This is a genomic window from Saccharomonospora amisosensis (assembly GCF_011761185.1).
In the GTDB taxonomy this organism is placed as follows: domain Bacteria; phylum Actinomycetota; class Actinomycetes; order Mycobacteriales; family Pseudonocardiaceae; genus Saccharomonospora_A; species Saccharomonospora_A amisosensis.
Map to the genome: position 1 here is coordinate 122,647 of NZ_JAAOYM010000003.1, position 24,111 is coordinate 146,757.

At 68.9% G+C, this 24,111-nt stretch carries 27 protein-coding genes; 4 read left to right on the forward strand and 23 right to left on the reverse strand.

The features are described 5' to 3' along the window. Positions 1 to 46: 46 nt before the first annotated feature. The 5 genes from FHU38_RS26090 to FHU38_RS26110 form a co-directional block, all read right to left on the reverse strand. On the reverse strand, positions 47 to 805 hold the full coding sequence (locus FHU38_RS26090) for a glucose 1-dehydrogenase (RefSeq protein WP_167177442.1): 759 nt from the start codon (positions 803 to 805) through the stop codon (positions 47 to 49). A gap of 62 nt (positions 806 to 867) precedes the next feature. After that, positions 868 to 2,379, reverse strand: coding sequence for an aldehyde dehydrogenase family protein (locus FHU38_RS26095; protein ID WP_167177444.1), 1,512 nt, complete (start codon positions 2,377 to 2,379; stop codon positions 868 to 870). A 470-nt stretch (positions 2,380 to 2,849) separates the two neighbouring features. Continuing rightward, positions 2,850 to 3,707 (reverse strand): LLM class F420-dependent oxidoreductase, encoded by an 858-nt coding sequence (locus tag FHU38_RS26100; protein ID WP_167177446.1) that lies wholly within the window; start codon positions 3,705 to 3,707, stop codon positions 2,850 to 2,852. A 33-nt stretch (positions 3,708 to 3,740) separates the two neighbouring features. After that, complete coding sequence (locus FHU38_RS26105) at positions 3,741 to 4,226, reverse strand: nitroreductase family deazaflavin-dependent oxidoreductase (protein ID WP_167177448.1); 486 nt, start codon at positions 4,224 to 4,226, stop codon at positions 3,741 to 3,743. After that, entirely contained in the window at positions 4,223 to 5,476 is a 1,254-nt protein-coding gene (locus tag FHU38_RS26110) for a hypothetical protein (protein ID WP_167177450.1), read from the reverse strand. The genes FHU38_RS26105 and FHU38_RS26110 overlap by 4 nt, the downstream gene beginning before the upstream one ends. Positions 5,477 to 5,580: 104 nt before the next feature. Between FHU38_RS26110 and FHU38_RS26115 the strand changes: the two genes are divergently transcribed. Further along, a complete protein-coding gene (locus FHU38_RS26115) occupies positions 5,581 to 6,192 on the forward strand; it encodes a TetR/AcrR family transcriptional regulator (RefSeq protein WP_167177452.1) in 612 nt (203 codons plus the stop codon). Between the two features lie 35 nt (positions 6,193 to 6,227). On the opposite strand, the gene purL is transcribed toward FHU38_RS26115, so the two are convergent. From purL to FHU38_RS26150, 7 genes are all read right to left on the reverse strand, one after another. Continuing rightward, entirely contained in the window at positions 6,228 to 8,543 is a 2,316-nt protein-coding gene (purL, locus tag FHU38_RS26120; RefSeq protein WP_390623346.1) for a phosphoribosylformylglycinamidine synthase subunit PurL, read from the reverse strand. A 198-nt stretch (positions 8,544 to 8,741) separates the two neighbouring features. Continuing rightward, positions 8,742 to 9,230 (reverse strand): SRPBCC family protein, encoded by a 489-nt coding sequence (locus FHU38_RS26125; protein ID WP_167177454.1) that lies wholly within the window; start codon positions 9,228 to 9,230, stop codon positions 8,742 to 8,744. Then, positions 9,227 to 9,592, reverse strand: a complete 366-nt coding sequence (locus FHU38_RS26130; RefSeq protein ID WP_167177456.1) for an ArsR/SmtB family transcription factor — start codon at positions 9,590 to 9,592, stop codon at positions 9,227 to 9,229. Before FHU38_RS26130 ends, FHU38_RS26125 begins: the two co-directional genes overlap by 4 nt. 174 nt (positions 9,593 to 9,766) lie before the next feature. After that, a complete protein-coding gene (gene purQ / locus FHU38_RS26135; RefSeq protein WP_167177458.1) occupies positions 9,767 to 10,456 on the reverse strand; it encodes a phosphoribosylformylglycinamidine synthase subunit PurQ in 690 nt (229 codons plus the stop codon). Continuing rightward, positions 10,453 to 10,692, reverse strand: a complete 240-nt coding sequence (gene purS, locus FHU38_RS26140) for a phosphoribosylformylglycinamidine synthase subunit PurS (protein ID WP_167177460.1) — start codon at positions 10,690 to 10,692, stop codon at positions 10,453 to 10,455. Before purS ends, purQ begins: the two co-directional genes overlap by 4 nt. A 175-nt stretch (positions 10,693 to 10,867) precedes the next feature. Next, the gene (locus FHU38_RS26145) at positions 10,868 to 11,491 is read right to left on the reverse strand and encodes a hypothetical protein (protein ID WP_167177256.1); all 624 of its coding nucleotides are present in this window, start codon (positions 11,489 to 11,491) and stop codon (positions 10,868 to 10,870) included. Between the two features lie 182 nt (positions 11,492 to 11,673). Further along, a complete protein-coding gene (locus FHU38_RS26150; protein ID WP_167177463.1) occupies positions 11,674 to 13,146 on the reverse strand; it encodes an aldehyde dehydrogenase family protein in 1,473 nt (490 codons plus the stop codon). Between the two features lie 59 nt (positions 13,147 to 13,205). Between FHU38_RS26150 and FHU38_RS26155 the strand changes: the two genes are divergently transcribed. Beyond that, complete coding sequence (locus tag FHU38_RS26155) at positions 13,206 to 13,856, forward strand: MBL fold metallo-hydrolase (RefSeq protein WP_167177465.1); 651 nt, start codon at positions 13,206 to 13,208, stop codon at positions 13,854 to 13,856. On the opposite strand, the gene FHU38_RS26160 is transcribed toward FHU38_RS26155, so the two are convergent. From FHU38_RS26160 to FHU38_RS26185, 6 genes are all read right to left on the reverse strand, one after another. Beyond that, a complete protein-coding gene (locus tag FHU38_RS26160) occupies positions 13,763 to 14,494 on the reverse strand; it encodes a DUF2334 domain-containing protein (protein ID WP_313886912.1) in 732 nt (243 codons plus the stop codon). The two genes, FHU38_RS26155 and FHU38_RS26160, sit on opposite strands and share 94 nt — an antisense overlap. Before the next feature lie 75 nt (positions 14,495 to 14,569). Further along, positions 14,570 to 15,487 carry a sulfite exporter TauE/SafE family protein gene (locus FHU38_RS26165; RefSeq protein ID WP_167177467.1) on the reverse strand — a complete coding sequence of 306 codons (918 nt, stop codon included), beginning with the start codon at positions 15,485 to 15,487 and terminating at the stop codon, positions 14,570 to 14,572. Positions 15,488 to 15,497: 10 nt separating this feature from the next. Then, positions 15,498 to 16,931: an adenylosuccinate lyase gene (gene purB / locus FHU38_RS26170; RefSeq protein WP_167177469.1), complete on the reverse strand. Its 1,434-nt coding sequence runs from the start codon at positions 16,929 to 16,931 to the stop codon at positions 15,498 to 15,500. 236 nt (positions 16,932 to 17,167) lie between these two features. After that, positions 17,168 to 17,749 (reverse strand): TetR/AcrR family transcriptional regulator, encoded by a 582-nt coding sequence (locus FHU38_RS26175; RefSeq protein WP_167177471.1) that lies wholly within the window; start codon positions 17,747 to 17,749, stop codon positions 17,168 to 17,170. A 63-nt stretch (positions 17,750 to 17,812) separates the two neighbouring features. Beyond that, positions 17,813 to 18,505, reverse strand: a complete 693-nt coding sequence (locus FHU38_RS26180) for a hypothetical protein (protein WP_167177473.1) — start codon at positions 18,503 to 18,505, stop codon at positions 17,813 to 17,815. Continuing rightward, the gene (locus tag FHU38_RS26185; RefSeq protein WP_167177475.1) at positions 18,498 to 19,007 is read right to left on the reverse strand and encodes a SigE family RNA polymerase sigma factor; all 510 of its coding nucleotides are present in this window, start codon (positions 19,005 to 19,007) and stop codon (positions 18,498 to 18,500) included. The genes FHU38_RS26180 and FHU38_RS26185 overlap by 8 nt, the downstream gene beginning before the upstream one ends. Positions 19,008 to 19,141: 134 nt before the next feature. On the opposite strand from FHU38_RS26185, the gene FHU38_RS26190 reads away from it, so the two are divergent. Together FHU38_RS26190 and FHU38_RS26195 are read left to right on the forward strand one after the other, a co-directional pair. Beyond that, positions 19,142 to 20,173, forward strand: coding sequence for a threonine aldolase family protein (locus FHU38_RS26190; RefSeq protein ID WP_167177477.1), 1,032 nt, complete (start codon positions 19,142 to 19,144; stop codon positions 20,171 to 20,173). Beyond that, a complete protein-coding gene (locus tag FHU38_RS26195) occupies positions 20,170 to 20,751 on the forward strand; it encodes an HAD-IA family hydrolase (protein WP_167177479.1) in 582 nt (193 codons plus the stop codon). The genes FHU38_RS26190 and FHU38_RS26195 overlap by 4 nt, the downstream gene beginning before the upstream one ends. Before the next feature lie 13 nt (positions 20,752 to 20,764). Here FHU38_RS26195 and FHU38_RS26200 read toward each other — a convergent pair whose 3' ends face one another. The 5 genes from FHU38_RS26200 to FHU38_RS26220 all read right to left on the reverse strand — a co-directional run bounded on the left by FHU38_RS26200 (position 20,765) and on the right by FHU38_RS26220 (position 24,069). After that, positions 20,765 to 21,115, reverse strand: coding sequence for a DoxX family protein (locus FHU38_RS26200; protein ID WP_167177481.1), 351 nt, complete (start codon positions 21,113 to 21,115; stop codon positions 20,765 to 20,767). 13 nt (positions 21,116 to 21,128) lie between these two features. After that, positions 21,129 to 21,314 (reverse strand): hypothetical protein, encoded by a 186-nt coding sequence (locus tag FHU38_RS26205; RefSeq protein ID WP_009157080.1) that lies wholly within the window; start codon positions 21,312 to 21,314, stop codon positions 21,129 to 21,131. A gap of 120 nt (positions 21,315 to 21,434) precedes the next feature. After that, positions 21,435 to 22,598, reverse strand: a complete 1,164-nt coding sequence (locus FHU38_RS26210) for a pyridoxal phosphate-dependent aminotransferase (RefSeq protein WP_167177483.1) — start codon at positions 22,596 to 22,598, stop codon at positions 21,435 to 21,437. Between the two features lie 38 nt (positions 22,599 to 22,636). Continuing rightward, entirely contained in the window at positions 22,637 to 23,758 is a 1,122-nt protein-coding gene (locus tag FHU38_RS26215; RefSeq protein WP_167177485.1) for a transglycosylase SLT domain-containing protein, read from the reverse strand. After that, positions 23,755 to 24,069, reverse strand: a complete 315-nt coding sequence (locus tag FHU38_RS26220; RefSeq protein ID WP_167177487.1) for a hypothetical protein — start codon at positions 24,067 to 24,069, stop codon at positions 23,755 to 23,757. The genes FHU38_RS26215 and FHU38_RS26220 overlap by 4 nt, the downstream gene beginning before the upstream one ends. Between the last annotated feature and the right edge of the window lie 42 nt (positions 24,070 to 24,111).

Consider the following 24,111-nt stretch of genomic DNA (forward strand, 5'->3'; position numbering starts at 1 on the left):
GAAGTGACCAGCTCCGGCGGCGTTGCCGCCTTGCCGCCGTGCCGCCTCAGACCTTCAACGCATGTGTCGCCGTCGAACCTCCGTCGGCGACGAACTCCGCTCCCGTGCAGTACGAACTGTCGTCGCTGGCCAGGAACGCCACCACACCCGCGATCTCCTCCGGTTGCCCGACCCTGCCAAGCGCCACCTTGCGCCCCGCGGGCGAAAGGTCCGTTTCGGCTCCCACGAAATTGCGCACCATGTCGGTGTCGATAAGTCCGGGGTGTACGGAATTGACCCGGATTCCGTGTTCCCCGAGCTCCAGCGCGGCGACCTTGGTCATGCCCCTGATCGCGAACTTGCTCGCGGTATAGGCACTCACCAGCGGCATACCAGCCAGCCCCTCGACGGACGACATGTTGACGATGGACCCGCCTCCTGCGGATGTCATCGGTTCAACGACCGAGCGCATCCCCAGAAACGTGCCGACCTGATTCACCCGGATCACGCGCTCGTAGTCGGCGAGCGTGGTGTCGGTGAGCGCGGCGAAATGCAGCAGGCCTGCGTTGTTCACCAGAACGTTCAGCGAACCGAACTCCTCGACGGTGCGAGCGACCGCGCCCCGCCACTGGTCTTCGTCGCTCACGTCGAGGTGGTGGTACGCGGCGGCCTCACCGAGCGAGTCCGCCAGCTCCTTACCCTCCGCGTCGGTGATGTCAGTGATCATCACCCGTGCCCCCTCGGCAACGAAGCGCCGAGCGGCCGCCGCGCCCTGGCCCCGTGCGGCGCCGGTGAGGAGCGCGACCTTGCCCGACAGCCTGCCCATCTGCGTACCTGCCTTTCCGTGCTGTCTCGCCTACCCGCCTTGCCCTGCCCGAAGTGCCCCAGCTACATCAGCTCGTCGCCGAGCGGCATCAACACGGTCTTGAGCTCGGTGTAGGCCTCGAAAGCGGTTCGGCCGCCCTCCCGGCCGAGCCCCGACTGCTTGAAGCCACCGAAGGGGAGGTGCGGTTCGATCTGAAAGCCGTTGATACCGACCGTGCCCGCCCGAAGTCCGCGTGCCACGCGGAACGCTCGCTGCGCGTCGGAGGTGAATACGCTGGCGCCCAATCCGTACTCGGTGTCGTTGGCCAGCCTGATCGCCTCGTCCTCTTGGGAGAACGGCACGACGGACAGCACCGGGCCGAAGATCTCCTCCTGCGCGATCGTGGAGGAGTTGTCCACGTCAGCGAAGATCGTCGGCGCCACGAAGTTGCCCGCCGCGTACTCGCCCGACAGCCGCTCGCCGCCGGTCACCAACCGCGCGCCCTCTGCCTTGCCCTTCTCTATGTAGCCGAGCACTCGGTCGAGTTGGCGGCCGTTGATGAGCGGAGCGGATATCACCGAGGGGTCGAAGGGGTCGCCGTAGGTCACGGCCGCCGCGACACCTTGAGCGGCGGCGATGAACTCCTCGTAGACGTCGCGGTGCACCAGCGCGCGGGTGTTGGCCACGCAGGCCTGCCCGGAGAGCCCCATGGTCACGGCTCCCACCGTGGTCGCCGCCGCGACGCCGACGTCGGGCGCGTCGCCGAACACCACCGCCGGGCTCTTGCCACCGAGTTCCAGCGAGACCCGCTTCAGTGTCGCGGCGGAGGCCTCGACGATCCGCTTGCCGACCTCCCTGCTGCCGGTGAAGCTGATCTTGTCGATGTCCGGGTGGGTGATCAGCCGTTCCCCTGTGGGATCGCCGGGGCCGGTGACGACGTTGAGGGTGCCCTTGGGCAGCCCCGCCTCGATCAGCAACTCGACCATCCGAAGCACCGAGAACGTGGCGTACTCGCTCGGCTTGAGCACCACGGTGCAGCCCGCGGCCAGCGCGGGAGCGACCTTCTGCGCGAAAAGCAGAAACGGTACGTTCCACGGCAGGATGGCGGCGACGACTCCGATCGGTTCCCGAAACGACATCGCCAGGTGATCGCCGCCCTGGTAGGGCGGCAGCGTCTGCCCGCCGATCTTGTCGATCCAACCCGCATGGTGGTCGAAAGCATCGGCGGCCGCGGCCACCGAGACCGCGTAGATGCTGCCGAACGACACCGGCACGGAGTTGTCCAGCGCCTGCAACGCACGCAGTTGGTCCGCGTTCTCGCGAAGCAGGTCGGCGAACCGGTGCAGCACGGCGATCCTCGTCTGCGCGTTCGCCCGGGACCATTCGCCCGATTCGAACGCTCGCCGTGCGGCGGCTACGGCCGCATCGACGTCGGAGGGTGAGGCCACCGCGACCTCACCGATCTCCTCGCCGGTCGCCGGGTGGTGGTGGGTCCACGTCGCGCCGCCCTCGGCAGCCACCCACTCGCCGTCGATGTGGAGCTTGCCGGATCTCAGCCCCGCCGCTTGACGGTGGGGCAGCATCGTCAGGGTCATGACCTCGCCTCCAACGGCTCACCGGCGCCGGACACCGTCGGCCCGCCAACTCCGGCCAAGAGTAGAACTTATTCTCTCTACGATCAACACCGATACCTCTGAGTATCCGCTGCTCGCTGCCGCGACAACACCACCTACCGCCAAATAAACAAGTACATGTTCTACTTTTGTTCGCAGTGTCGTCGCCGTCTCGAACCACGGCTGGCCTGGCGATTCGCCATCGCGACCATAGTTAGAACCAGTTCTACACCGGCACACCGGACACCGTCTCGCCTCATACCAACGGCCGGCGAAGCGAACGGATGCGCCTCGACAAGGTGGCGGCCTACCGGCCGGCGGCGGCTACCAGCGCAACCGGTGCAACGCACACGGAAGCGGTCAACAAGACCGGCAGCGCCACGTACGGGCCGTGGGGCAGCCCGCGTGGCGAATCAAGAACACGTTCATCCGCCCCCGGAGCGCGGCGGTCGTCAGCTGCGGGTACCGATGCCGAGCCTGGCCGCGTGCCGCTCCAGAAACGCCTCCACCTCGGGCTTCGGCCGGTCCGGCAAACCCCAGATCGCGTCGGTGACACCGGCCCGCTCCCACGCGGCGAGCAGCTCCGGAGTCGGCTTCGTGGTGGCGAGAACCTCGATCCGCGGCTGCCCCGCCCTGCCTGCCTTCTCCCATGCCTGGCGCAGCGCGTCCGCCTTGCCGGTGATGTCCGACTCGATCGGCGTGGTCATCCAGCCGTCGGCGTTCGCCGCGATCCAGGCGAACGTCTTGGGGCCCGCTCCCGCACCGATCACCACCGGGATGTGCCGCTGCACCGGTTTGGGGTAGGCCCACGAGGCGGCGAAGCTGACGAACCGACCCTCGTAGGCGGCCTCCTCCTGGGTCCACAGTGCCCGCATCGCCTCGATGTACTCGCGCAGCACGGTGCGCCGCTTCGCGGGAGGCACGCCGTGGTCGGTCAGCTCGTCGGTGTTCCACCCGAACCCCGCGCCAAGCGTCACCCTGCCGCCGGAAAGCAGGTCAAGCGTGGCGATGGTCTTGGCCAGCGTGATCGGGTCGGACTCCACGGGCAGCGCCACCGCCGTGGCGAGCCGGATGCGGGAGGTCACCGTGGCCGCGGTCGCAAGGCTGACCCACGGATCGAGCGTGCGCAGGTAGCGGTCGTCGGGCAGGCTCTCGTCACCGGTGCCGGGGTGGGCGGCCTGCCGCTTGACCGGGATGTGGCTGTGTTCGGGAACGTAGAAGGTGTCGAACCCGGCCCGCTCCGCGGCAGCCGCCGCGTCGGCGGGCGTGATGCCGCGACCGCTTGTGAACAGCACGATGCCGTGACGCATGGCCAATCCTTTCTCGCCCGCGAGGCGGCCTCGCTATCCGCGAGGCTCGAGAATGACGACGGGGATCTCGCGGTCGGTCCATGCCTGGTAAGTGTCGAAGTCGGCATAGAGCTCGACCAGTTTCGGCCAGAGCGCCGCACGTTCCTGCTGCTGCGCCACGCGCGCGCGGACCGGCAGCACCTGCTTGCCGATCTGGACGGTGGTATCCGGATTGTGACGGAGGTTGAAGTACCACTGTGGATGGTTGGCAAGCCCACCCTGCGAGGCGACCACGACGATGTTGTCGCCGTCTGGCAGGTAGAGCAGCGGAGCGATGAAACTCTTGCCGCTCCTTCTGCCACGGTGGTGCAGCAGCAGCGTGCGCACCGGCTTGCGCAACGCGGACCCGATCCGCCAGTTGATGCCGACCGCGCCTGAAGTTTTGCGGTAGATCCAGGCGTGTGCCCGCGAGACGTACTTGATGATCTGGCCGACCACCGGAGAGTCCAGTTGCGACGGTCGCTTGTTCGCCTTGCTCACGGGCGCTGCCCTCCTGTTCGCGTCGTCGAGGTGACGGGCGTGATCGGAAGTGAACGGCGGGGCTGGAAGACGAAGGCGGCACCCGTGCTGACCCTGGTCACCGCGACCTCGTCGAACTCCTTCGCAGGCTCGTCCCGGCGGAACACCCGGGCGGACCAGTCAGTTGCGTCCCCTTCCACCCGCACGTCGAGGTGTGGGTCTACCGCACGCACGATGGCCTGCAAGGCGGCGACGTCGCCGGGGCCGCACAGAGTGATCCACGAGCCGTCGGCGTGTGCGGGCGAGTGGCGCACCCGGACGGCGTCGCCACTGAGCTCCGCATCGACGTACGCGGCCGGGTTGAGCAGCGGGTGGAGCTCAAGGGTGCGCAGGGCGCCCTCGATGCCGCAGGGCAGGCCGAGCCCGGCGTGAATCCGCTCCGCCGCGATACCGGCGATGCCGACCAGCTGTTTGGTGCACAGCTTCCTCGACTGTTCGGCGTCGACGCGGTCGCGCACCGCGTCGCGAAAGCCGAGGTGGAGCAGGTGCATCTGCACGCACACCTCGTCGGCCATGCGTGCGAGTGCCGACCTGGAGAAGGTGCCGAAGTCCAGGTCGGCCAGCAGCGGCCCGGAGTAGTCGGCCATCCCGTCGTCGCCGCGGTCGATCGGTTCCAGGTCCAGCGTCGCGGCTTTCGACCGGCGCAACCGCGTGCAGCCCGTCGACTCGGAGACCGGGGGATGGGAGTCGTCGATCACGACGGTCCACGCGCAGTGCGGCTGCCGGTCCGGCGGAGTGCGCGGCGGGCGGTGGATCGGCCGTACCTGCGCCCTCGGGTTGGTCGCCACGGCGGTGGCATCGAAGGTGGGGTCTTCGATGTCGTGGCACATCGCGCGCACATAGGCCTCGCCAAGCGGTTCCACATCCATCAGCGCACCGCAGTGGTCGAGGTGGAACTCACCGTGCCTGCGGTCGTGGACGGTGTAGCGGAAGTCCATGAACTGCGGCGGCGCACCGATGTCGAGCTGCAACCCTTTGAAGATCGTGATGACGTCGTCGCCCTCGTAACCGAGCGCCCGCTGCATCCTGCGGGTGTAGATGGGACTGGCCGCCATCCACTCCTCGATGGCGATCGCGGCCATCTCGTCGCGACCGAAGGCCGAGATACACCAGGCCATGGCCGAACGGTCGATGAGCTGGCCTGCCAGCAACAACTCCGGAAGCAGCTTGGCCAGCCGTGCCCGCTCCAGCGTCCGGTACCTGCTTGCCATTCCGAGCCACCGCCTGATTCGCCGCGCGAGCCAACAGGGACAGACAGTAGCCAAGCGAGTAATCTCTCAGCAAGGCCTCTATGAGAATTGGAGTCGGCGGAGGCATGACGCACAGCGCGAAAGGCACTCGCCTCAACCGCAAGGGAATTCAGACCAGACAGGCACTGCTCGACGCGGCAGTGCGCAGGCTGGCGGCGGGGGGACCGGAGGCGGCCAGCGCCAACCGGATCGCCAGGGACGCCGGTGTCACGTGGGGAACCGTTCAGCACCAGTTCGGCGATGTCGACGGGTTGTGGGCCGCCGTGCTGCACCACATCTGTGACACGGCAGGCCCTATCGTCGCCGTGCCCAGCACGGTGTCATCGGTGCAGCAGCGCGTCGGCGGCATCGTGGAACGACTGTGGCGAGCGCTGGACTCGCCCGGCGCACTGGCCATTCAGAATCTGCGGCAGGCACTACCCCGACATCGCGAGCAACTCGAAGCCGACTACCCGCTCACCGCGGCAGCGATCTGGGCATGGGACGCCAGCTGGACCGAAGCCTATGAGAAGGCGTTCCAGGGCCTGGAGGTTGACCGTGACAGGCTGCGCCGCGTCCGCGCGCTGCTGCCCGGCGCGATGCGCGGACTACACAGCGAGGCCAGGCTGAGCACCTACATCGACCTGGAAGAGGCCAAACAGGGCCTTGTGGAAGCCCTCACCGCGTACCTGAGCTGAGCGCCTGCCGGAGAACGGGTCACTGCCCGAACATGTCACTGCCCGAACAACCCGGGCAACGTGCCCTCCCACGCCGTTCGAAGCTCGTCGAGCGGCAGCGTCGCCACGTCCTGGATCTCCAGCGCACCCGACTCGGGGTCGACCACGCCCGTCTTGCGCCACGGCAGTCCCCGTGCGGTACACATTTCCGTGAACCGCAGCTCCTCCGTTCGCGGCACGGCCACCAGCACCCGGCCCGCCGACTCGGAGAAAAGCTGAACGAACGGGTCAGCATCCGGGTCGAGCACGACGCGGGCGCCACACTGGCCGATGAGGGCCATCTCCACAACGGCCTGCGCGAACCCGCCGTCTGCGAGGTCGTGCGCCGCCGAGATCATCCCGTCGCGCGAGCCCGCCACCAGCACCTCGGCCAGCAGGCGCTCGCGTTCCAGGTCCACGACGGGCGGGAGCCCACCGAGGTGACCGTGGATGACGTGCGCCCATGCCGAGCCGCCGAACTCGTCGCGGGTCTCGCCAAGCAGCAGCAGGCTCTCGCCCGCCTCCGCGCCGATGCCGGTGGGGATGCGGCGCCGCACGTCGTCCAGCACGCCGAGCACGCCCACCACCGGGGTCGGCTGGATGGCCTGCTCGCCGGTCTGGTTGTAGAAGCTGACGTTACCGCCGGTGACCGGCACCTCGAGCGTGGCGCAGCCGTCAGCGAGGCCGTGCACGGCGCGCTCGAACTGCCACATCACATCCGGGTCCTCAGGGGAGCCGAAGTTGAGGCAGTTGGTGACCGCGATCGGCATCGCACCACTGGTGGCGACGTTGCGGTAGGCCTCCGCCAGCGCCAGCTGCGTGCCCGCATACGGGTCGAGGTAGACGAAGCGGCTGTTGCAGTCGGTCGCGATCGCCACGCCGCGCCCCGTTGACTCGTCGATGCGGACCACACCGGAGTCGGACGGCTGCGCGAGCACCGTGTTGCCGCGCACGTAGCGGTCGTACTGCTGGGTGACCCATTCCTTGGAGGCCAGGTTCGGCGAGGAGATCAACCGCAGCAGCGTGTCCCTCAGCTCCTCCGGGGTGGAAGGGCGGGGCAGCGAGTCGGGGGTGTCGGCCTGCAACGCGTCCTGGTAGCCGGGGCGCGCGTACGGCCGGTCGTAGACGGGCCCCTCGAGGGCGACCGTCCTCGGCGGCACGTCAACGACCCGCTCGCCGTGCCAGTCGATGACGAGGTGATCGCCATCGGTGACCTCGCCGATCTCGGTGGCGAGCACGTCCCACTTGCGGCACACCGCCATGAACTCGGCCACGTCCTCCGGCCGCACCACAGCGCACATGCGTTCCTGTGATTCGCTCGCGAGCACCTCGGCGGGGGTCATGCCCAGCGCCCGCAACGGAACCCGGTCAAGGTCGACGTGCATGCCGCCGTCACCGGCGGCCGCCAGTTCGGAGGTGGCGCACGCCAGCCCCGCACCACCGAGGTCCTGGATACCGAGCACCAGTTCGCGGTTGTACAGCTCAAGGCAACACTCGATGAGCACCTTCTCGGTGAACGGGTCGCCGACCTGCACGCTCGGCAACTTCTTGCGGCCGCCCTCTGCCTCGTCCCCGGAGAAGGTTTCACTCGCCAGCACCGAAACGCCGCCGATACCGTCCAGCCCGGTCCGCGCACCGAACAGGATGATCTTGTTGCCCTTACCGGAGGCGTGCGCCAGGTGCAGGTCATCGGCCTTCATCGCGCCCACGCACATGGCGTTGACCAGCGGGTTTCCCGCGTAGCTCTCGTCGAAGACCACCTCACCACCGATGTTGGGCAGGCCAAGGCAGTTGCCGTACCCGGCGATACCCGCCACCACGCCCGGCAGCACCCTGCGGGTGTCGGGTGCGTCGGCGGGGCCGAACCGCAGCGGGTCGGCCACGGCGAGCGGACGCGCGCCCATCGCGAGGATGTCGCGAACGATGCCGCCGACGCCGGTCGCGGCGCCCTGGTACGGCTCGACGTAGGAGGGGTGGTTGTGGCTCTCGACCTTGAAGGTCACGGCCCAGCCGTCCCCGATGCCCACCACACCGGCGTTCTCGCCGATCCCGGCGAGCATCTTGGCCTTCATACCCGGCGTCGTGGTCTGTCCGAAGTAGGCGAGGTGCTTCTTGGACGACTTGTAGGAGCAGTGTTCGCTCCACATCACCGCGTACATGGCCAGCTCGGCCTCGGTGGGCCTGCGGCCGAGGATGTCCCTGATGCGGGCGTACTCGTCCTCGGCGAGGCCCAACTCTGCGAAGGGTTGGTCGAGGTTGGCGGTCCGCTCCGCGTTCGCTGTGGTGTCGACCGGGTGGATGTCGGCGGGGGGTTCGGCGTGAGGTGCTGCCACGGAATCCAGGTTAGCCGGGCCGGACTCGATCACCCCCGGCGCAGGTGGGTTGTGGCGGGCTCTCGTGGCCGCTTATGCGGGTTTTCGCCTCCGATGAGCGCGCTCGTGGTGTCCATTCTCACGGCCGGGTCGCTTCCCACACCTGCTCGCACGGCCAATCGGACCGCGCCCCGCAGCGTCCGGGGCGCGGCCGTCGGCTCAGGACTCTTCGGCGAGTAGCTCGTCGAGCTTGTCGTAGCCCTCGTTCACCCCGGTGTCCATGCCGCTGGCCAGTATGCCGTCACGGGTCTGGAAATCCTCGACGACGCTCAACACCCTGAGCCGCGTCCTGCCGCCTTCCAGCTTCTCGAAGGTCAGCGTCTCCAGAGCGACCCCATCCGGGACGCCTTCGTAGGTGAAGGTCCACACGATGCGCTCGTGCGGGCGGACCTCGTGAAAGCTGCCGTAGAACGTGGCGATCTCCTCGCCGTCGCGATCGTTGGCGAACGCCCACTCGCCGCCCGTACGGGCATCCCATCTGGTGATCCTGGTGGTCACCGAACGTGGCCCGACCCATCGCGCGTAGAGGTCCGGGTCTACGTGGGCCCGAAATACCTGCTCGGCAGGCGCATCGAACTCCCGGACGATCTCGATGGTCGGGACGTTGCTGTCCGCCAGGATCTGGGTCTGGTGCTTGGTCGTTGTCATGATGCGTCCTCCAGGTCGGTTCGTGGGCTGTCGTCGTCAGCCATCCGGTCCAGCAGGGCGTCGAGGCGCCGGTAGCGCTGCTCGGCCTCTTGGCGATAGCGCTCGATCCACTTGGTCATCAGGTCGAACACCTCCGCGTCCAGGTGCACGGGCCGACGCTGCGCGTCCTTGCTCCGCCTCACCAGTCCCGCCTCCTCGAGCACCTTCACGTGCTTGGAGATCGCCTGGAGGCTCATGTTGTGCGGCTGCGCCAACTCGCCAACGGTCGCGTCCGCGCCGGCAAGCCTGGCCACCAGCGCACGCCGCGTCGGGTCGGCCAGTGCCGCGAATACCCGATTCAACTGCTCCGTGCTCTCGTCCACCCTTACGTCCTCAACTAATCGGTTGAATAAGTCGAGCGTAGAGTATCACCGCACGCGTAGTCAACCGATCGGTTGAGGAATTCGAGAATCGCGTAACCAGGCACCTGGCGGCGATCGAACCGGCAGGTGTATGCCGTCAGCGGCGGGAGGCTTCGGCAGTCCCTGTGTGCTGCGTCAGGCGGGGGTGACGAGTGGAGTCAACGCGTCGACGGCCGAGTAGAACATCCCGAGGCCGTCGTCGGAGGGGCCAGTCAGCGCGTCGATGGCATGCTCGGGGTGCGGCATGAGCCCGACGATCCTGCCGTCCGCGCTGCTGATACCCGCGATGTCATTGCGCGAGCCGTTGGGGTTCTCACCGACGTAGCGGAAGACAACCCTGCCATCGCCCTCCAGCCGGTCCAGCGTGTCCTGGTCGGCGACGTAGCCACCCTCACCCGACTTCAGTGGGATCAGCACCTCCGCACCATGCTCGTAGCGGGTGGTCCAGGTGGTGCTGTTGTTCTCCACTCGCAGCCACTGGTCCTTGCACACGAAGTGGAGCTTGTCGTTGCGTACCAGCGCGCCCGGCAACAGGCCTGCCTCGCACAGAATCTGGAAGCCGTTGCAGATGCCCAGCACTGGAAGTCCGCCTCGGGCGGCGTCGATCACGGAACTCATCACGGGGGCAAACCTGGCGATGGCACCACAGCGCAGGTAGTCGCCATAGGAGAAGCCGCCGGGCACGATCACCGCGTCGACACCCTTGAGGTCCGCGTCGCCGTGCCAGAGCGGCACGGCTTCGGCTCCCGAGCGGGCGGCGGCACGGGCGGCGTCGACATCGTCGAGCGTGCCGGGAAAGGTGATGACTCCGATACGGGCGCTCACTGCTCGATCCTCCGGACCGTCCACTCCTCGATCACCGGGTTGGCGAGAAAACCCTCCGCGATCTTGGCAAGCGTCTCGTCGTCGACGGAGTCGTCGACCTCCAGCTCGAAATGCTTGCCTTGCCGGACCTCGGTGACCCCGTTGAAACCGAGCCGCGGCAGCGCACCGGCAACAGCCTGGCCTTGCGGGTCGAGGATCTCGGGCTTGGGCATGACGTCGACGACTACTCGGGCCACGACTGGCTGCTCCTAGATTTTCGCAGGTCGATGCCCTATCAGCGTAACCCAAGGGGCCGAGAGGCCCCCGACACCCCTCGGCCCCATCAGACCCGGCTTCACCGGGTCCCTACACACCAAAGACGGTCAACCATTCCCGCCCGTTGCCCGAGGGGGCCGAAATCGCCGGTTCGGCTCAGCGCCAGTGACCCTGGGCGACGGAAGGCGACGGGCGGTAGCCCCGCATGGCCCTGCCGACCGGCGGCAGCACGACCGCCACGAGTGGCACTACCCACAGCAACAGCGCCACGATCGGCAGCGCGACGAAATCTCCCGCCTCGTTGGAGAGCAGGTAGATGATCGCGTAGACGTAGTAACCCACCATCAGCCCGGCGATCACGGCGAGTATCCAGCGCGAGAAGCCGAGCCTGCAAGCGAGCAGAACGAGCAGGGCCGCGACGGTCGATGCCACCGACAGGGTCACCGAGATCGCGAAGTCGATGTTGCCGGTGATGTCGTCGGCGAAGACGAAACCGATGGTCGACACAGCGATGTCGATGACGTCGGCGTTGGCGCTGGTTACGCCGTCCCACGACACGAAAGCGGCTATGTAGGAGTAGATCACCGCCGGTAGGAAGAACACCGTGGCGATGTAGGCCATCGCCTTGCTCTGCCGCTGCGGCGGGCCGTAGCCGGGCGGCATGGGATAGCCGTGCTGCTGGTGCTGCGGATACCCCGGTTGCTGACCGTACGGCGCGGCCTGACCGTAGGGCTGCTGCTGGTAGGGCTGCTGGTACCACCCGGGGTTGGGCTGGTTCATCGTTCCCCCTTGTGCCGCGGACGACCCCGCCGCCCGCCACGCGCGCGGACGCTGGGCTCGTTCATAGCACGCGATGCACCCGCGCGGCAGAGATTCTCAAGGGTTCTCCAGGTTCTCAACGAAACCCCGCCGCTCGCGAATGCTTGTCCACGCCCGGGACGCCTCGGCAGGCGCCGCCGCGATCAGGGTTTGCCGTGCAGCCGCTTGACCAGCTTGCTCACAAGGGCCTCGGTGCGGGCGGTACGCGCGAAGGTGGTCAGCGCCAGCGGGGTGGTGAACCGTTGCCTGGCGATCGCCTTCGGGCGGGCGAACTCGCGCAGCCCTTCCGGCCCGTGGATGCGGCCGAAACCGGAGTCGCCGATGCCGCCGAACGGCAACGAGGCGATACCGGCGAAGGACAGCGGCGCGTTGATGGCCGTCTGACCGGTCCGCAGCTTGCGCGCCAACTCCATGCCACGCCGCTTGGAGAACACCGTCGAACCAAGGCCGTAACTGGAGTCGTTGGCCTTCTCGACAGCCTCGTCCATGTCGGCCACCTTGGCGATGGTGATCGTGGGACCGAACGTCTCCTCGCGCACGGCCTGCGAGTCCTCCGGCACGTCCACCAGCACGGTCGGCTGCACGTAGCGGTCACCGACGGCATCCTTACCGCCGACCAGCGCTCGCCCACCCTTACCGAGCGCGTCGGCGATGTGCCTGCGCACCACGTCCAACTGCGCCGGCATGGTCATCGGGCCGTAGTCACTGCCGGGGCGGACCTGCTGGGCACGCTGCACGACCTTGGAGACGAAGGTGTCGTACACCTGCTGGTGCACGTAGACGCGTTCCACACCGACGCAGGTCTGCCCCGCGTTGGAGAAGGCGCCCCAGACGGCGGCCTCCGCGGCGGCGTCGAGGTCGGCGTCGGAGTCCACGAGCAGCGGGTCCTTGCCGCCCGCCTCGATGATCACGGGGGTGAGCCGCTCAGCGGCGGTCGCCATGATCTTCTTGCCGGTCGCGGCCGAGCCGGTGAACGCGATCTTGTCGATGTCCGCCCGTGTCAGCGCGGCACCGGTGGCGCCGAAGCCCGTGATCAGTTGCAGCACGGGGTACTCGGGAACGACCTCGGCGAAGGCGTCCACAAGCCACTTGCCGACCCCGGGGGTGTACTCGCTTGGCTTGAACACCACGGCGTTGCCCGCCGCCAGCGCGTAGCTGACCGAACCGAGCGGCGTGAACACCGGGTAGTTCCACGGCCCGATCACACCGACCACGCCGAGCGGGTGGTACTCGACCGTGGCGGCCTGGTTGGACAGCAGCAGGCCTGGGGAGCGGCGATGCGGGCCGAGCACCTTGCGGGCGTTGCGGGCCGCCCAGGCGATGTGCTCGATGGCTAGCACGGTCTCCAGTTGGGCGTCGCCGAACGGCTTACCGGTTTCCTCGCTGACCACCTGGCACAACGACTCCATGCGTCGTGCGACGACACTCTTCCACTGGCGCAGCCTATCGGCGCGACCAGCGAAACCGAGGGAGTTCCACCAGGCGGCCGCAGCGCGGGCACGCTCGACGGCTTCGGTGACATCCTGGTCTGTGTGCACCGGGTATGTGCCGACCACCTCGTCCGTCGCCGGGTTGAGGGAGTCGAAGGTCTCGACGGCGCGCGCGGTGCTGGTCATCTTGACAGCCTACGACGACTCCACGTTACTGGCAATGCGTCAACAAGGAGTGAGTCACCGTGCAGGTAACCCACTACGGACACTCCTGTCTGCTACTGGACACCGGGGACGCCCGCATCCTGCTCGACCCCGGCGCGTTCTCCTCGGGATTCGAGTCGGTCCGCGACCTGACCGCCGTACTCATCACCCACCAGCACTACGACCACATCGACACCGAGCGCCTGCCCGACCTGCTCAAGGCCAACCCGGGCGCCAGACTGGTCGTCGATCCCGGCACGGTGCAGCTGGTGGAGAAGCTCGGACTGAACGCCGTAACGGCACGATCCGGGGACGCTTTCGAACTCGACGGCACCTCGGTGACCGTCGTCGGTGGCCAACACGCCAGGATCCACGCCGACATCCCGGTCGTGCCCAACGTCGGCTATCTGTTCGACCACGGCGCCTTCTACCACCCTGGCGATGCCTTCTTCGTGCCGGAGCAGCACGTGGCCGTGCTTGCGCTGCCGACCGCGGCGCCCTGGCTGAAGGCGGGCGAGGCGGTGGACTTCCTGCGTGCCGTCGCGCCGAGGCTCGCGGTTCCCGTCCACGAGGCCGTGCTGTCCCGGCCGCAGATGCACTACGGCCTGTTCACCAACCTCGCACCGGAGGGCACCGAGGTCAGGGTGCTCCCCCGTGGCGAGCAGGTCACTCTGGGAGCGGGCCCGACGTAGGTGGCCGCGACCACCCCACACTCCAGTGCCGTGTCAACGGCGTCGAGCAGGGCGCTCCACCGCCCCGGGCGGTCCAGGTCAGCTCCCCGCAAGCCGATGCGCAGCAACTCGCCTCGCCTCACCAGCCGCGCGGCAGCGAGCACGAAGGCGTTGCGCCGGGCGGTCTCGCCCGCGCCGCCACGCCCACCGAAGCCGTGCAGCCTCGCCCTGAGGAGGCGATCCCCACGCAGGTCACGCACGGTCGAGCCGTCTGAGTAAACCGCGAACCCGTGCAGCCGCAACGCCTTCAGCGTGCCTGCCGAGACGCGCCTTCCCGGCGCGGCGAAGGCGTTCGTGCGCAGGCCGGTGTCCTCCAGCGCCGCGGTCGCCGCGATCAGCCTCAGCCGTGCCTCGTGCGCGGGCAGGTCGGCGAACTCGTCGCGCACCCGCCGGTCGTAGCCGTGCAGCAGCACCGCGTCGCCCTGCACGACCCTTTCGCGCACCCAGTCCGACACCGACCGGTGCCCTTCCTCCGCGTTCGGTGTCACGAGCAGCGACAGCGGCACTCCTCGCTCGTCCAACGCGGTCGCCAGGTCCAAGCACCCGTCCAGCGTCCGCGCCGTGATACCGCTCAGCGACACCAGCAGTGAACCTGCCACGCCTTGGATTAGGCACGGCTGGAGTGGCCGCCCACGGAAGCGCGGGTAAGCCCCGGGTGAAGACCAGCGGTAACCTCAGCGACCCGCGATCTCGTTCGCCACCGAACCGTCCTCGCCGATCAGGGCGTTCATCCGCTTCTCCGCGCGCATCGAGCGCACCGCCGCGACGAACGCCGCCGCGATCAGCAGCGTGAGACCGGCGTACACCACCGTGACAGCGGGCTGGGATAAGCCGAGCACACCGAGCAACAGCCAGCCGTTGGTGAGGATGATCAGCCCACCAGCCGCCGTGCCGAGCAACCTCGGTGGCATCCGGTGTACCAGCCACGCCGCGATGGGCGCCGCGAGCACACCGCCGACCAGCAGGCCGATCACGACGACGAAGTTCATCTCGTGCAGCGAGAGCGCCACGAGGAACGCCAGGCTGGCCGCGACCGTCACCACGAATTCCGCCGCGCCGACCGAACCCACCACCATGCGCGGTGCCAATCGCCCGCTGGACAGCAGCGTCGTAGTGGCGACCGGCCCCCAGCCGCCCCCTCCCGTGGCGTCGATGAACCCGGCGACGAAGCCGAGCGGGGCAAGGAACCGCGCACCCGGCCGCCTGTTCGTGATCAGTTTGCCCAGCCGCAGGAAGGCGAACCTGACCAGCACGTAGAGCCCCAACGCGAACAGGATCACGCTGATCCATCCGGTCGCGAAGTCTCCGGAGAATGAGGCCAGCAAGAAGGCACCCACCACGGCACCGACCGCGCCGGGCACGGCGAGGATTCCCACCGTCCGCCAATCGACGTTGCGAAACCGCCAGTGCGAGAGCCCAGCGGCCAGTGACGTACCCACCTGCGCGAAGTGAGCCGAGGCCGACGCGAGCGCGGGAGCGGTGCCGAACGCCACGAGCATGGTCGTCGACGTCATCCCGTAGCCCATGCCGAGCACGCCCGCGACGAACTGGGCGAGAAACCCGGCCAAACCGAACAGCAGGAGCGCCCCCATGCCGCGCTGCCTACAGGATCGGCCGAGGCCGGTACGCCGCAGCGTCGGGGTAGCGCTTCAGGATCTCCTCGACCCTGCCGACGACCGTGTCGAGCTGTGTGCGTGCCGTCCCCGTGAACGAGAGCCGATCGGCGAGCAGTTCGGCCAGTTCGGCCCGGTCCAGCGGGATTCGATCGTCGGCCGCCAGCCGGTCGAGCAGGTCGTTTTCGGCCTGCCCTCGCTCGCGCATCGCCAACGCGACCGCCACGGCGTGTTCCTTGATCGCCTCGTGAGCGGTCTCCCTGCCCACCCCGGCGCGAACCGCCGCCATGAGCACCCTCGTGGTGGCAAGAAACGGCAGGTAGCGGGCCAGCTCGGTCTCGACGACGGCCGGGAAGGCCCCGAACTCGCCGAGCACGGTCAGGAAGGTCTCCAGCAGGCCGTCGATAGCGAAGAACGCGTCCGGCAGCGCGACCCTGCGCACCACCGAGTCGGACACGTCGCCCTCGTTCCACTGGTCGCCCGCCAACTCACCCACCATGGCGAGGTGGCCGCGAAGCACAACGGCAAGGCCGTTGACCCGCTCGCAGGAGCGGGTGTTCATCTTGTGCGGCATAGCGGACGAACCGACCTGGCCGGGCTGGAATCCCTCGGTGACCAGCTCATGGCCCGCCATGAGTCGGATGGTGGTGGCCAGATTGGAAGGGGCGGCCGCCAGCTGCGCCAGTGCCGAAACCACCTCGAAGTCCAGCGACCGGGGGTAGACCTGGCCGACGCTGGTCAGCACCCGCTCGAAACCAAGGTGCGCGGCAACGCGCCGCTCCAGCTCAGCGAGCACGGCGGCGTCACCGCCGAGCAGGTCGAGCATGTCCTGCGCGGTGCCGACCGGCCCCTTGACACCACGCAGCGGGTAGCGGGCGAGCAACTCCTCCAGCCGCTCGAAGCCCACCAGCAGCTCGTCGGCCGCGGTCGCGAACCGCTTGCCGAGGGTGGTGGCCTGTGCGGCGACGTTGTGCGATCGGCCTGCCAGCACCAGGTCGGCGTGTTCGGTCGCGAGCGAGCCGAGCCTGGCGAGCACCGCCACCACCCGGTCGCGCACCAGCTCCAGCGAGCGGCGCACCTGCAATTGCTCGACGTTCTCGGTGAGATCGCGCGAGGTCATGCCCTTGTGGATGTGCTCGTGCCCGGCGAGCGCGTTGAACTCCTCGATGCGGGCCTTCACGTCGTGACGCGTCACCCGTTCCCGCCCGGCGATGGAACCGAGGTCGACGCGGTCGAGCACGCGCTCGTAGTCGGCGAGCACGCCGTCGGGCACAGCCACGCCCAGTTCGGCCTGCGCACGCAACACGGCCAGCCACAACTGCCGCTCCAGCCTGACCTTGTGCTCCGGCGACCACAGCACCACCAGCTCGGGCGAGGCGTAGCGGCCCGCGAGGACGTTCGGGATCCGAGGCTTTTCGGTCACGCCCGTCAGGCTATCCGGCCTGCCTGGTCACATTCGCGGCACCGGGGTGGTCACAACTTGGTGCCCACCTCGGCGGGGAGTTCGCGATGATCAGTGCCGTGTTCGGTGCGCCACGCGAGGTGATCCGCCGGTACAACCACCACTTGTCAGCATGCCACCAAGGCGCTGGTCGTACTCGAGCGTCGAAGCCATCGGCAACGAAGAACGTGTCCTCGGCCTGCCACTCGGCGCAGTGCTCAATCGCTGAGCGCATCGCGCAGCATCCGCGCCGCCACCGCCCTTGGGTCGGGGTCCACCTCGATGAGCGCGTTGACCACGGCACCGTCCACCAAGGCGATGAGCTGTTCCAGCCGCCGCGCGTCCACATCGACACCGGACCTGACGAAGCTTTCGGTCAGCAGTTCCCGCAACTCGGCGGCCAGAGTACGCATCAGCGGACGCAGGTACGGCCTACGGCCGGTACCTACCAGCCGCTCGTATCGCAGCAGCACCGCGTCGTAATCGGGGTCGGCGCCGAGTAACTGGTCCAGGACGAGTTCAACCAGGGTGTCCACGCCACGCTGCTCGACGCTCAGCCCGGCGAGCCGTTCCCGGCCACGCGCGAGTTCGGAGCGGCCGTAGTGCTCCATGGCGGCATACACCAGGTCGTCGAGCGAGTCGAAGTAGTAGGTGGTCGAGGCCAGTGGGAGGCCCGCGCGATCAGCGACGGCGCGGTGCCGGATCGCGTCGAAGCCACCCTCCACGAGCAGCTCTGCCGCGGCGGCGACAAGCGCGGCCCGCCGCCGCTCGCCCTTCGGCGTGCTCGCTGCTGACGTCATGGCCGGCTAGTCTGCCAGCCGGGTGCGCCAACCACCGGCTGACTCCCCGCCGCGGCCGGTGGTTCAGAACCGGGCGGCCAGCGCGGCGGCGACGCGTTCCAGCTGGTCGGCGAACGGGGCCACGGTCGACTCCTGGGCGGGGATGCTGACCACGAGCAATGTGCCACCCTGCGGCGAGTCGCGCTCGGCGATCGCAGTGCCCCTCGGCTGTCGCGGCAGCTGCGGCGCCACCCCGGGTGCCACCAGCACCACGGAAACCGTCCCCTCCTCGACGCGGTAGGCCGCGGCGCGGGAACCGGCGGGGCACACCGGGCTAGTCGAGGCCTGCTCAGCGGCGCCGATCGGGAGCTCGCCAGCGAGGGCGGCGGCGAGCTCCCGATCGACCTTTTCGCACCGTCCGGTGCTGTCGGCCCGAGGGCCGTCCTCCCCTGCCTCGCCGCCCTGCTTCGGCGAGACACCGGGGAAGCCTTCGATGCTGGGGGGACGTGCCCGGCCCTCACCCGGTTGCCCCTGTTCCGGCGCGAGCGCGGGCGAGAGAGTCCCGGTCTCCGACCCCGAGCCGTCGCCGAGCAGCACACCCACGGTGCCCCCCACCCCGGCGACCAGCACGACGGCGGCGGCCACTCCCGCGACGGCCGCGCGCCGCCTGGCGGTCGTCCTGCGCGAGGCGGTGACCACGTCCTGCGCGGTGAAGGTCGGTTCGGGCGGCTCGCCCGGCGCTTCGCGGAACAGTTGCCGCAGCTCACCCTCATCCACGGGTGTCCACCTCCTCTCCAAGCGCCTCACGCAGGTTCGCCAGTCCCCGCGCGGTCTGGCTCTTCACGTTTCCTTCGCTGCATCCGAGAACCCTGGCCACCCCGGCGACGTCGAGTCCCTCGAAGTACCGCAGCACGAGCACCGCCCGCTGCCTGGACGGCACCTTCCGCAGGCCCGCGAGCAGGTCCTCACGGGTCGCGACGCGGTCGGCGAGCGCGTCGTCCACATCCGGCGGTTCGGGAAGCTGCTCGGCCTGCCGCTCCCTGCGCCAGGGACGGCGCGACTCGTCGATGGCCGCCCGCACCAGCGTTGTGCGCAGGTAGGCGTCGGTCGCCGCCCGGTCGCGGATCTTGCGCCACCGCCGGTGCAGCGCGACGAACGCCGTCTGCGCGAGATCGTCGGCGCGGTGCCAGTCGCCACAGAGCATGTACGCGGTCCGGCGCACGGAGTCCCGCTTGGCAGCGAAGTACTCCGCGAACTCCTGCTCGTCGCGGTGGTCCACGCGATGGTCTCCGGTCGGTTGTGTTGTCTGCTTCAAGGACGGAGCGACCCCGCCCACAGGTTGCACGAGTTCACGCCGCGGCGCCTGCCCGGTGCCTGTTGTGAGATCAACTAACCGTGTGATGTGATCGAGCTGTGACCTTCGGAACGTTTCCGCCCATCGACCTCCGTTCGGACACCATCACGCAGCCCGATGACGCGATGCGTTCGGCGATGGCGCGGGCGGAAGTCGGCGACAACGTCATCGACACCGATCCCACCATTCGCGAGTTGGAGGACCGCGCAGCGGACGTACTCGCGACGGCCTCGGCACTGTGGACACCCAGCGGCACGATGGCCAACCTCATCGCGCTCAGCGTGCACCTGCGCCGGGGCGACCGTTTCCTCGCCACGCGCGGCGCTCACGTGTTGACGAACGAACTGGGCTCGGCAGCCTGGCTCGCGGGCGGGATGCCCGAGCCGCTCGAACACGACGCGGGACCGGGCAGACCCACTCCCGCGACGGTACGGGCGGCAGCGGGCACCAGATCGGGGCCCTACTACGTGCTGCGAACAACGCTGCTGTGCCTTGAGAACACCCACAACGCCGCGGGCGGCGCCATCACACCGCCGGACGAGCACGCGCAACTGGTGGCGGCGGCCAGGGACGTGGGGCTGAACGTGCACCTCGACGGAGCGCGGCTGTGGAACGCGGCGGCGGCGCTCGGCTTGCCGCCCGCCGCCCTCACCGTAGGTGTGGACACCGTGTCCGCCTGTTTCTCCAAGGGCCTCGGCGCCCCCGTCGGCTCGGTCGTGGCGGGCAGTGCCGAGTTCGTGGACGAAGCAAGGCGGGTGCGACAGATGCTCGGTGGCGGGGTCAGGCAGGGCGGCGTACTCGCCGCCGCCTGCCTCGTGGCGCTGGACCGCGTCGGCGAGCTCACCGAGGACCACGAGAAAGCCACCACCCTGGCCACCGGACTCGCCGAGCTCGGCTGGAGTGTCAGTAAGCCGCAGACCAACATCGTGCTCGCCGCCGTGCCCGACGTGCGGCTCACGCTCGAGTCGCTGCGCGAGCTCGGAGTGCTCGCGCTGCCGATGGCGGGCAAGGTGCGGTTCGTGCTGCACCGGGACGTGACAGGAGAAGACGTGGACGAGGCACTGCGGCGGATCAAGGAGGGCGGCCGGTGACCGGTCGATGGGTGGTGTTCGACTACGGGGAGGTGCTGTGCTCGCGTACCACGGCGTTGCCGGTGCTTGCGCGGCGGCTGAACGTGCCGGAGGAGGACTTCCGGCGCGCGTACTGGGCCCACCGCGACGCCTACGATCGAGGCGCCTCCGACACCGACTACTGGCAGGCGGTCGGCGACACCGTGGGTGTGGACGTCGATGATGCGACGGTCACGGAGCTGACCCGCATCGACATCCACGGCTGGTCAAGGATCGAGCCGAGCAGTGTGCGGCTGCTGCGGACACTGTCGGGGGCCGGCTCACCGCTGGCCCTGCTGTCCAACGCGCCCGCCTCGTTCGCCAGCTTCGCGGGGCGGCAACCTTGGGCACAGCACTTCCGGCTGCGGCTGTTCTCAGGCGAGTTGCGAATGGCCAAGCCCGACGCCGAGATCTTCGAGCTGTTGCTGTCCCGGCTCGACTGTGACCCCGGCGAGTGCGTGTTCCTCGACGACCGGGAAACCAACGTGGCGGCGGCCCGCGCGGCCGGACTGCGCGCCCACATCTGGCGGGGCGCCGAAGCCGCGCGCGCGCTGCTGTAGCGTCGCGGCCGGCTCAGACCAGCCCGAGCAGCACCGCGTTGGCGACCGCGAGCACCCCGAGCGCGGCGGGTGGCGCGGCCAACGCCGGGGGATCACCTGCGCTCACGTGCCTTGCCACGGTTGCCACCAGCAGAAATACCAGTCCGATGGAAGCGACCAGGCCGGCCGGACGCACCCACAGGCCCGCGATCAGCCCAGCTGCGGCCGCGAGTTCGAGCGCGCCGATCGTCCTGCTCACGCCTGCCGACAGACCGAGATGCTCGGAGTATGCCCGCATCGGCTTCGCCCCGGCGAGCCGCGCGCCGCCCGCGCCAACGAAAGCGATCGTCAGCAGCAGCGAAAGCACCCCGACGACGATCGACATGCTCGCCGGTCGATCAGGAGCGGATCTGCTTGTTCTTGCCGCCACCCTTGATAGCGCCGTACGCCGCCGTACCGAGGAACGCGGCCCCCGCGATCAACGCGATCCAGAACACCGCCTCCACGAGGAAGCCGATGACAGAACCGATCACCATGAACGCGACCCAGGCCAGGAGCAGGCCCCCGACGATCTTCCAGAACATGTGCTTCCTCCGCTGCTGTCGCGTGTAACCCTTCGCTGACCCCAGAGTGGCACGGCTTGGCGCGGCTGGCGCCATACCAGACCAACGTTCAGGGACAACTCGGGGTTCCCCCTGAGCCGGTCACAGCCAGCCGCCCAGCCTGCGAACCCCCTCGGCCACCTCGGCCCGCGACCCGGCGAAGGAGAACCGCACGAAACGTCCACCGTTCACCGGGTCGAAGTCGATCCCCGGCGTAATCGCCACACCCGTGTCCGCGAGCAGTCGCTGGCACCAGCTGAGGCTGTCGTCGGTGTGCGCCGAAACGTCGACATAGGCGTAGAACGCGCCGTCGACCGGTGCCACCCGGTCGAGACCGATCCCGGCGAGCCCGCTGAGCAACACGTCACGGTTGCCGCGGTAGCGGGCGACGTTCGCGTCGAGTTCGGCGTAGGACTCCCGCGTGAACGCCGCGATCGCCGCGTGCTGGGCGAGCGCGGGAGGGCAGATGTTGAAGTTGCCGGTGAGCACGTCCACCGCCCGGTGCAGGCGCTGCGGCACGAGCATCCAACCGAGCCGCCAGCCCGTCATCGCGAAGTACTTGGAGAACGAGCCGAGCACCACCGCCTCGTTCGAGGTCTGCCACGCGCAGCCGACCTCCGACTCGTAGGAGATGCCGTGATAGATCTCGTCGCTGATCAGCTGCACACCTCGCGCCGAACACCAACCCGCGATGGCGGCCAGCTCACCGGGTGGCAGTACCGTGCCGGTCGGGTTGCTCGGGCTCGCCACGACCAGGCCTTTGATGTCGCCGAGTTCGTCGAGCAGCTCGGTTGTGGGCTGGAACCGCGTGCTCTCGTCGACGGCGAACTCGACCACCTCGCAGCCGAGCGCGGACAGCAGGTTGCGGTAGGCCGGGTAGCCTGGTCGGGCCATCGCCACCCGGTCACCCGCGTCGAACGCGGCCAGGAACGCCAGCAGGAAACCACCGGAGGAGCCGGTGGTGACGATGACGTCGGCCTCACTTACCTCCAGCGAGTAGGACCGTTCGTAGTGTCCGGCGATCGCCTCGCGCAGCCGGGGGATTCCCAACTGGACCGTGTAGCCGAGGTCGCCTTCGCGCAGTGCCCGCTGCGCGGCCTCGATGACCGGGGCGGGCGCGCCCGCGGTCGGCTGTCCCGCGCACAGCGAGACGACGTCACCGTGGCTGCGTTGCCGCGCCTGCGCGGCGGAAAGGACCTCCATGACGTGGAAGGGAGCCACGTCGCTGCGGTGGGAAGGGCCAGGGAACGGGGCGAACTCGACCATGCACGCCACCTTAGGTGCCGCACCGGTAGCCGGGCTGGTCAGTAGCCCTGGTAACCGCCGCCCGCCGCCATCGACTTCAACCCGGGGTGTCCCTCGAAACCACCGTAGCGGTCGAAGGTGTAGCGCACGCCCGCGATGATGTTGTCCACGGGGTTCCAGATGTCGCTGTGTCCTGGCAGCTTGTAGGCGTCGAAAGTGGGGTCGATGCACTGCATCAATCCCTTGGAGGGGGTTCCCTTCGCAGCGTTGGAATCCCAGTCGTTGAGCGCGTGCGGGTTTCCGCCCGACTCCTTCTCGATGATCGTCCAGATCTCGTCGATGTTGTCCTCGGTGACCGGAATGCCGCTTGCCCGCAGGATCTCGATCGCCTCGCGAATCCACTGCTCGACATTGCCGGGCGGGGGGCCACTCGAGGGGGGACCGCCGCTGGGGCCCAGCCCTGCGAGCCCGCCGCCACCCCCGGAACCACCACCCCCGGAACCGTCGCCGCCACCACCGGCACCCGACGTGGACCCCAGCCGCGAGCCGGCGGAACCGGGAGGCGGAACGCTGGAGAAGCCGCCGGACACCTGGGTCTTCATCAGCTCCTGCGCCCGCCGGATCGCGTCGCCTGATTGACCCAGCAGGTCGTCGATGCGGCGAGCGGCCTGGGCCGCCGTGGCGCTGTTGGCCTCGCCCGCGGCGCGGATGATCTCCTCCGCCGTCGGCGAAGGTGGCGCGTCCCGGTCGCCTTCGCGATAGGCACGCATTTCGGCTTCGGCGGCGTCGGCCCGCCGCTGCGCCTCGTTGTTGCGGTCGTCGATGCCGCTCCTCGCGTCGTGCTTGATGCTCTCGATCTGGCGTTTGGTGTTCGCCAGCGTCTCCTGCAACGAGGTCAGCTCCACCGCCACCTCGTCCAGCTTGTCCCTGACCTTGTTCCCCGCGTTCGCCACCTTGGCGACGTAGTCGAAGAACGCGTCGGCGGCAGGACCTTCCCACACGCCACCGTCCCTAAGCGGTGCCGCCGCGCCGGTGAGCGCCGCCGTGTGATCACCGGTGTTCCTCGACGCCTCGTCGAACTGCCGCGCGACCTCCTGAATCCGGCCAGGGTCCACTTTGTCCACCCTGGCCGCCGCACGTTCCACATCGGCCCACTCGGGCGGCATCCCCGCGCCGGTCATCGCACGTCCCGAAGGGTCAGGTTGTCGGCCGCGACCGTGTCGGTCTCGGTCATGGCACGCACGGCGTCGCGCAGCGCCGTGCCCGCGGCGGACACCAGGGAAGCCGCCGCGTCGAACTCGGCCCGCATTCCCGTGGTGAACGAGTGAAGCGTCGCCGAAACCTGCTCCGGGTTGTCGGGGTCCTCCACCTCACCGAACGGGCTTACCCCCTCCACGCCCCGCATCGCCGCCTTCGACCTGCGGAAGTCCTCGGCGATGCGATCGACCTGGCCCGCCGTGATGTTCATCGACTCGGCGTCGTACACCGGCACCGTCTCGCCCTCTCCTTCGCATCACTTCGGCTGGCGCCGATA

Excerpts from the sequence above, each read along its gene's own strand:
- FHU38_RS26090 (WP_167177442.1), bottom strand. The coding sequence starts at position 805 with ATGGGCAGGCTGTCGGGCAAGGTCGCGCTCCTCACCGGCGCCGCACGG.
- FHU38_RS26095 (WP_167177444.1), bottom strand. The coding sequence starts at position 2,379 with ATGACCCTGACGATGCTGCCCCACCGTCAAGCGGCGGGGCTGAGATCC.
- FHU38_RS26100 (WP_167177446.1), bottom strand. The coding sequence starts at position 3,707 with ATGCGTCACGGCATCGTGCTGTTCACAAGCGGTCGCGGCATCACGCCC.
- FHU38_RS26110 (WP_167177450.1), bottom strand. The coding sequence starts at position 5,476 with ATGGCAAGCAGGTACCGGACGCTGGAGCGGGCACGGCTGGCCAAGCTG.
- FHU38_RS26115 (WP_167177452.1), top strand. The coding sequence starts at position 5,581 with ATGACGCACAGCGCGAAAGGCACTCGCCTCAACCGCAAGGGAATTCAG.
- FHU38_RS26125 (WP_167177454.1), bottom strand. The coding sequence starts at position 9,230 with ATGACAACGACCAAGCACCAGACCCAGATCCTGGCGGACAGCAACGTC.
- FHU38_RS26145 (WP_167177256.1), bottom strand. The coding sequence starts at position 11,491 with ATGAACCAGCCCAACCCCGGGTGGTACCAGCAGCCCTACCAGCAGCAG.
- FHU38_RS26150 (WP_167177463.1), bottom strand. The coding sequence starts at position 13,146 with ATGACCAGCACCGCGCGCGCCGTCGAGACCTTCGACTCCCTCAACCCG.
- FHU38_RS26165 (WP_167177467.1), bottom strand. The coding sequence starts at position 15,487 with ATGGGGGCGCTCCTGCTGTTCGGTTTGGCCGGGTTTCTCGCCCAGTTC.
- FHU38_RS26175 (WP_167177471.1), bottom strand. The coding sequence starts at position 17,749 with ATGACGTCAGCAGCGAGCACGCCGAAGGGCGAGCGGCGGCGGGCCGCG.
- FHU38_RS26200 (WP_167177481.1), bottom strand. The coding sequence starts at position 21,115 with ATGTCGATCGTCGTCGGGGTGCTTTCGCTGCTGCTGACGATCGCTTTC.
- FHU38_RS26205 (WP_009157080.1), bottom strand. The coding sequence starts at position 21,314 with ATGTTCTGGAAGATCGTCGGGGGCCTGCTCCTGGCCTGGGTCGCGTTC.
- FHU38_RS26210 (WP_167177483.1), bottom strand. The coding sequence starts at position 22,598 with ATGGTCGAGTTCGCCCCGTTCCCTGGCCCTTCCCACCGCAGCGACGTG.
- FHU38_RS26215 (WP_167177485.1), bottom strand. The coding sequence starts at position 23,758 with ATGACCGGCGCGGGGATGCCGCCCGAGTGGGCCGATGTGGAACGTGCG.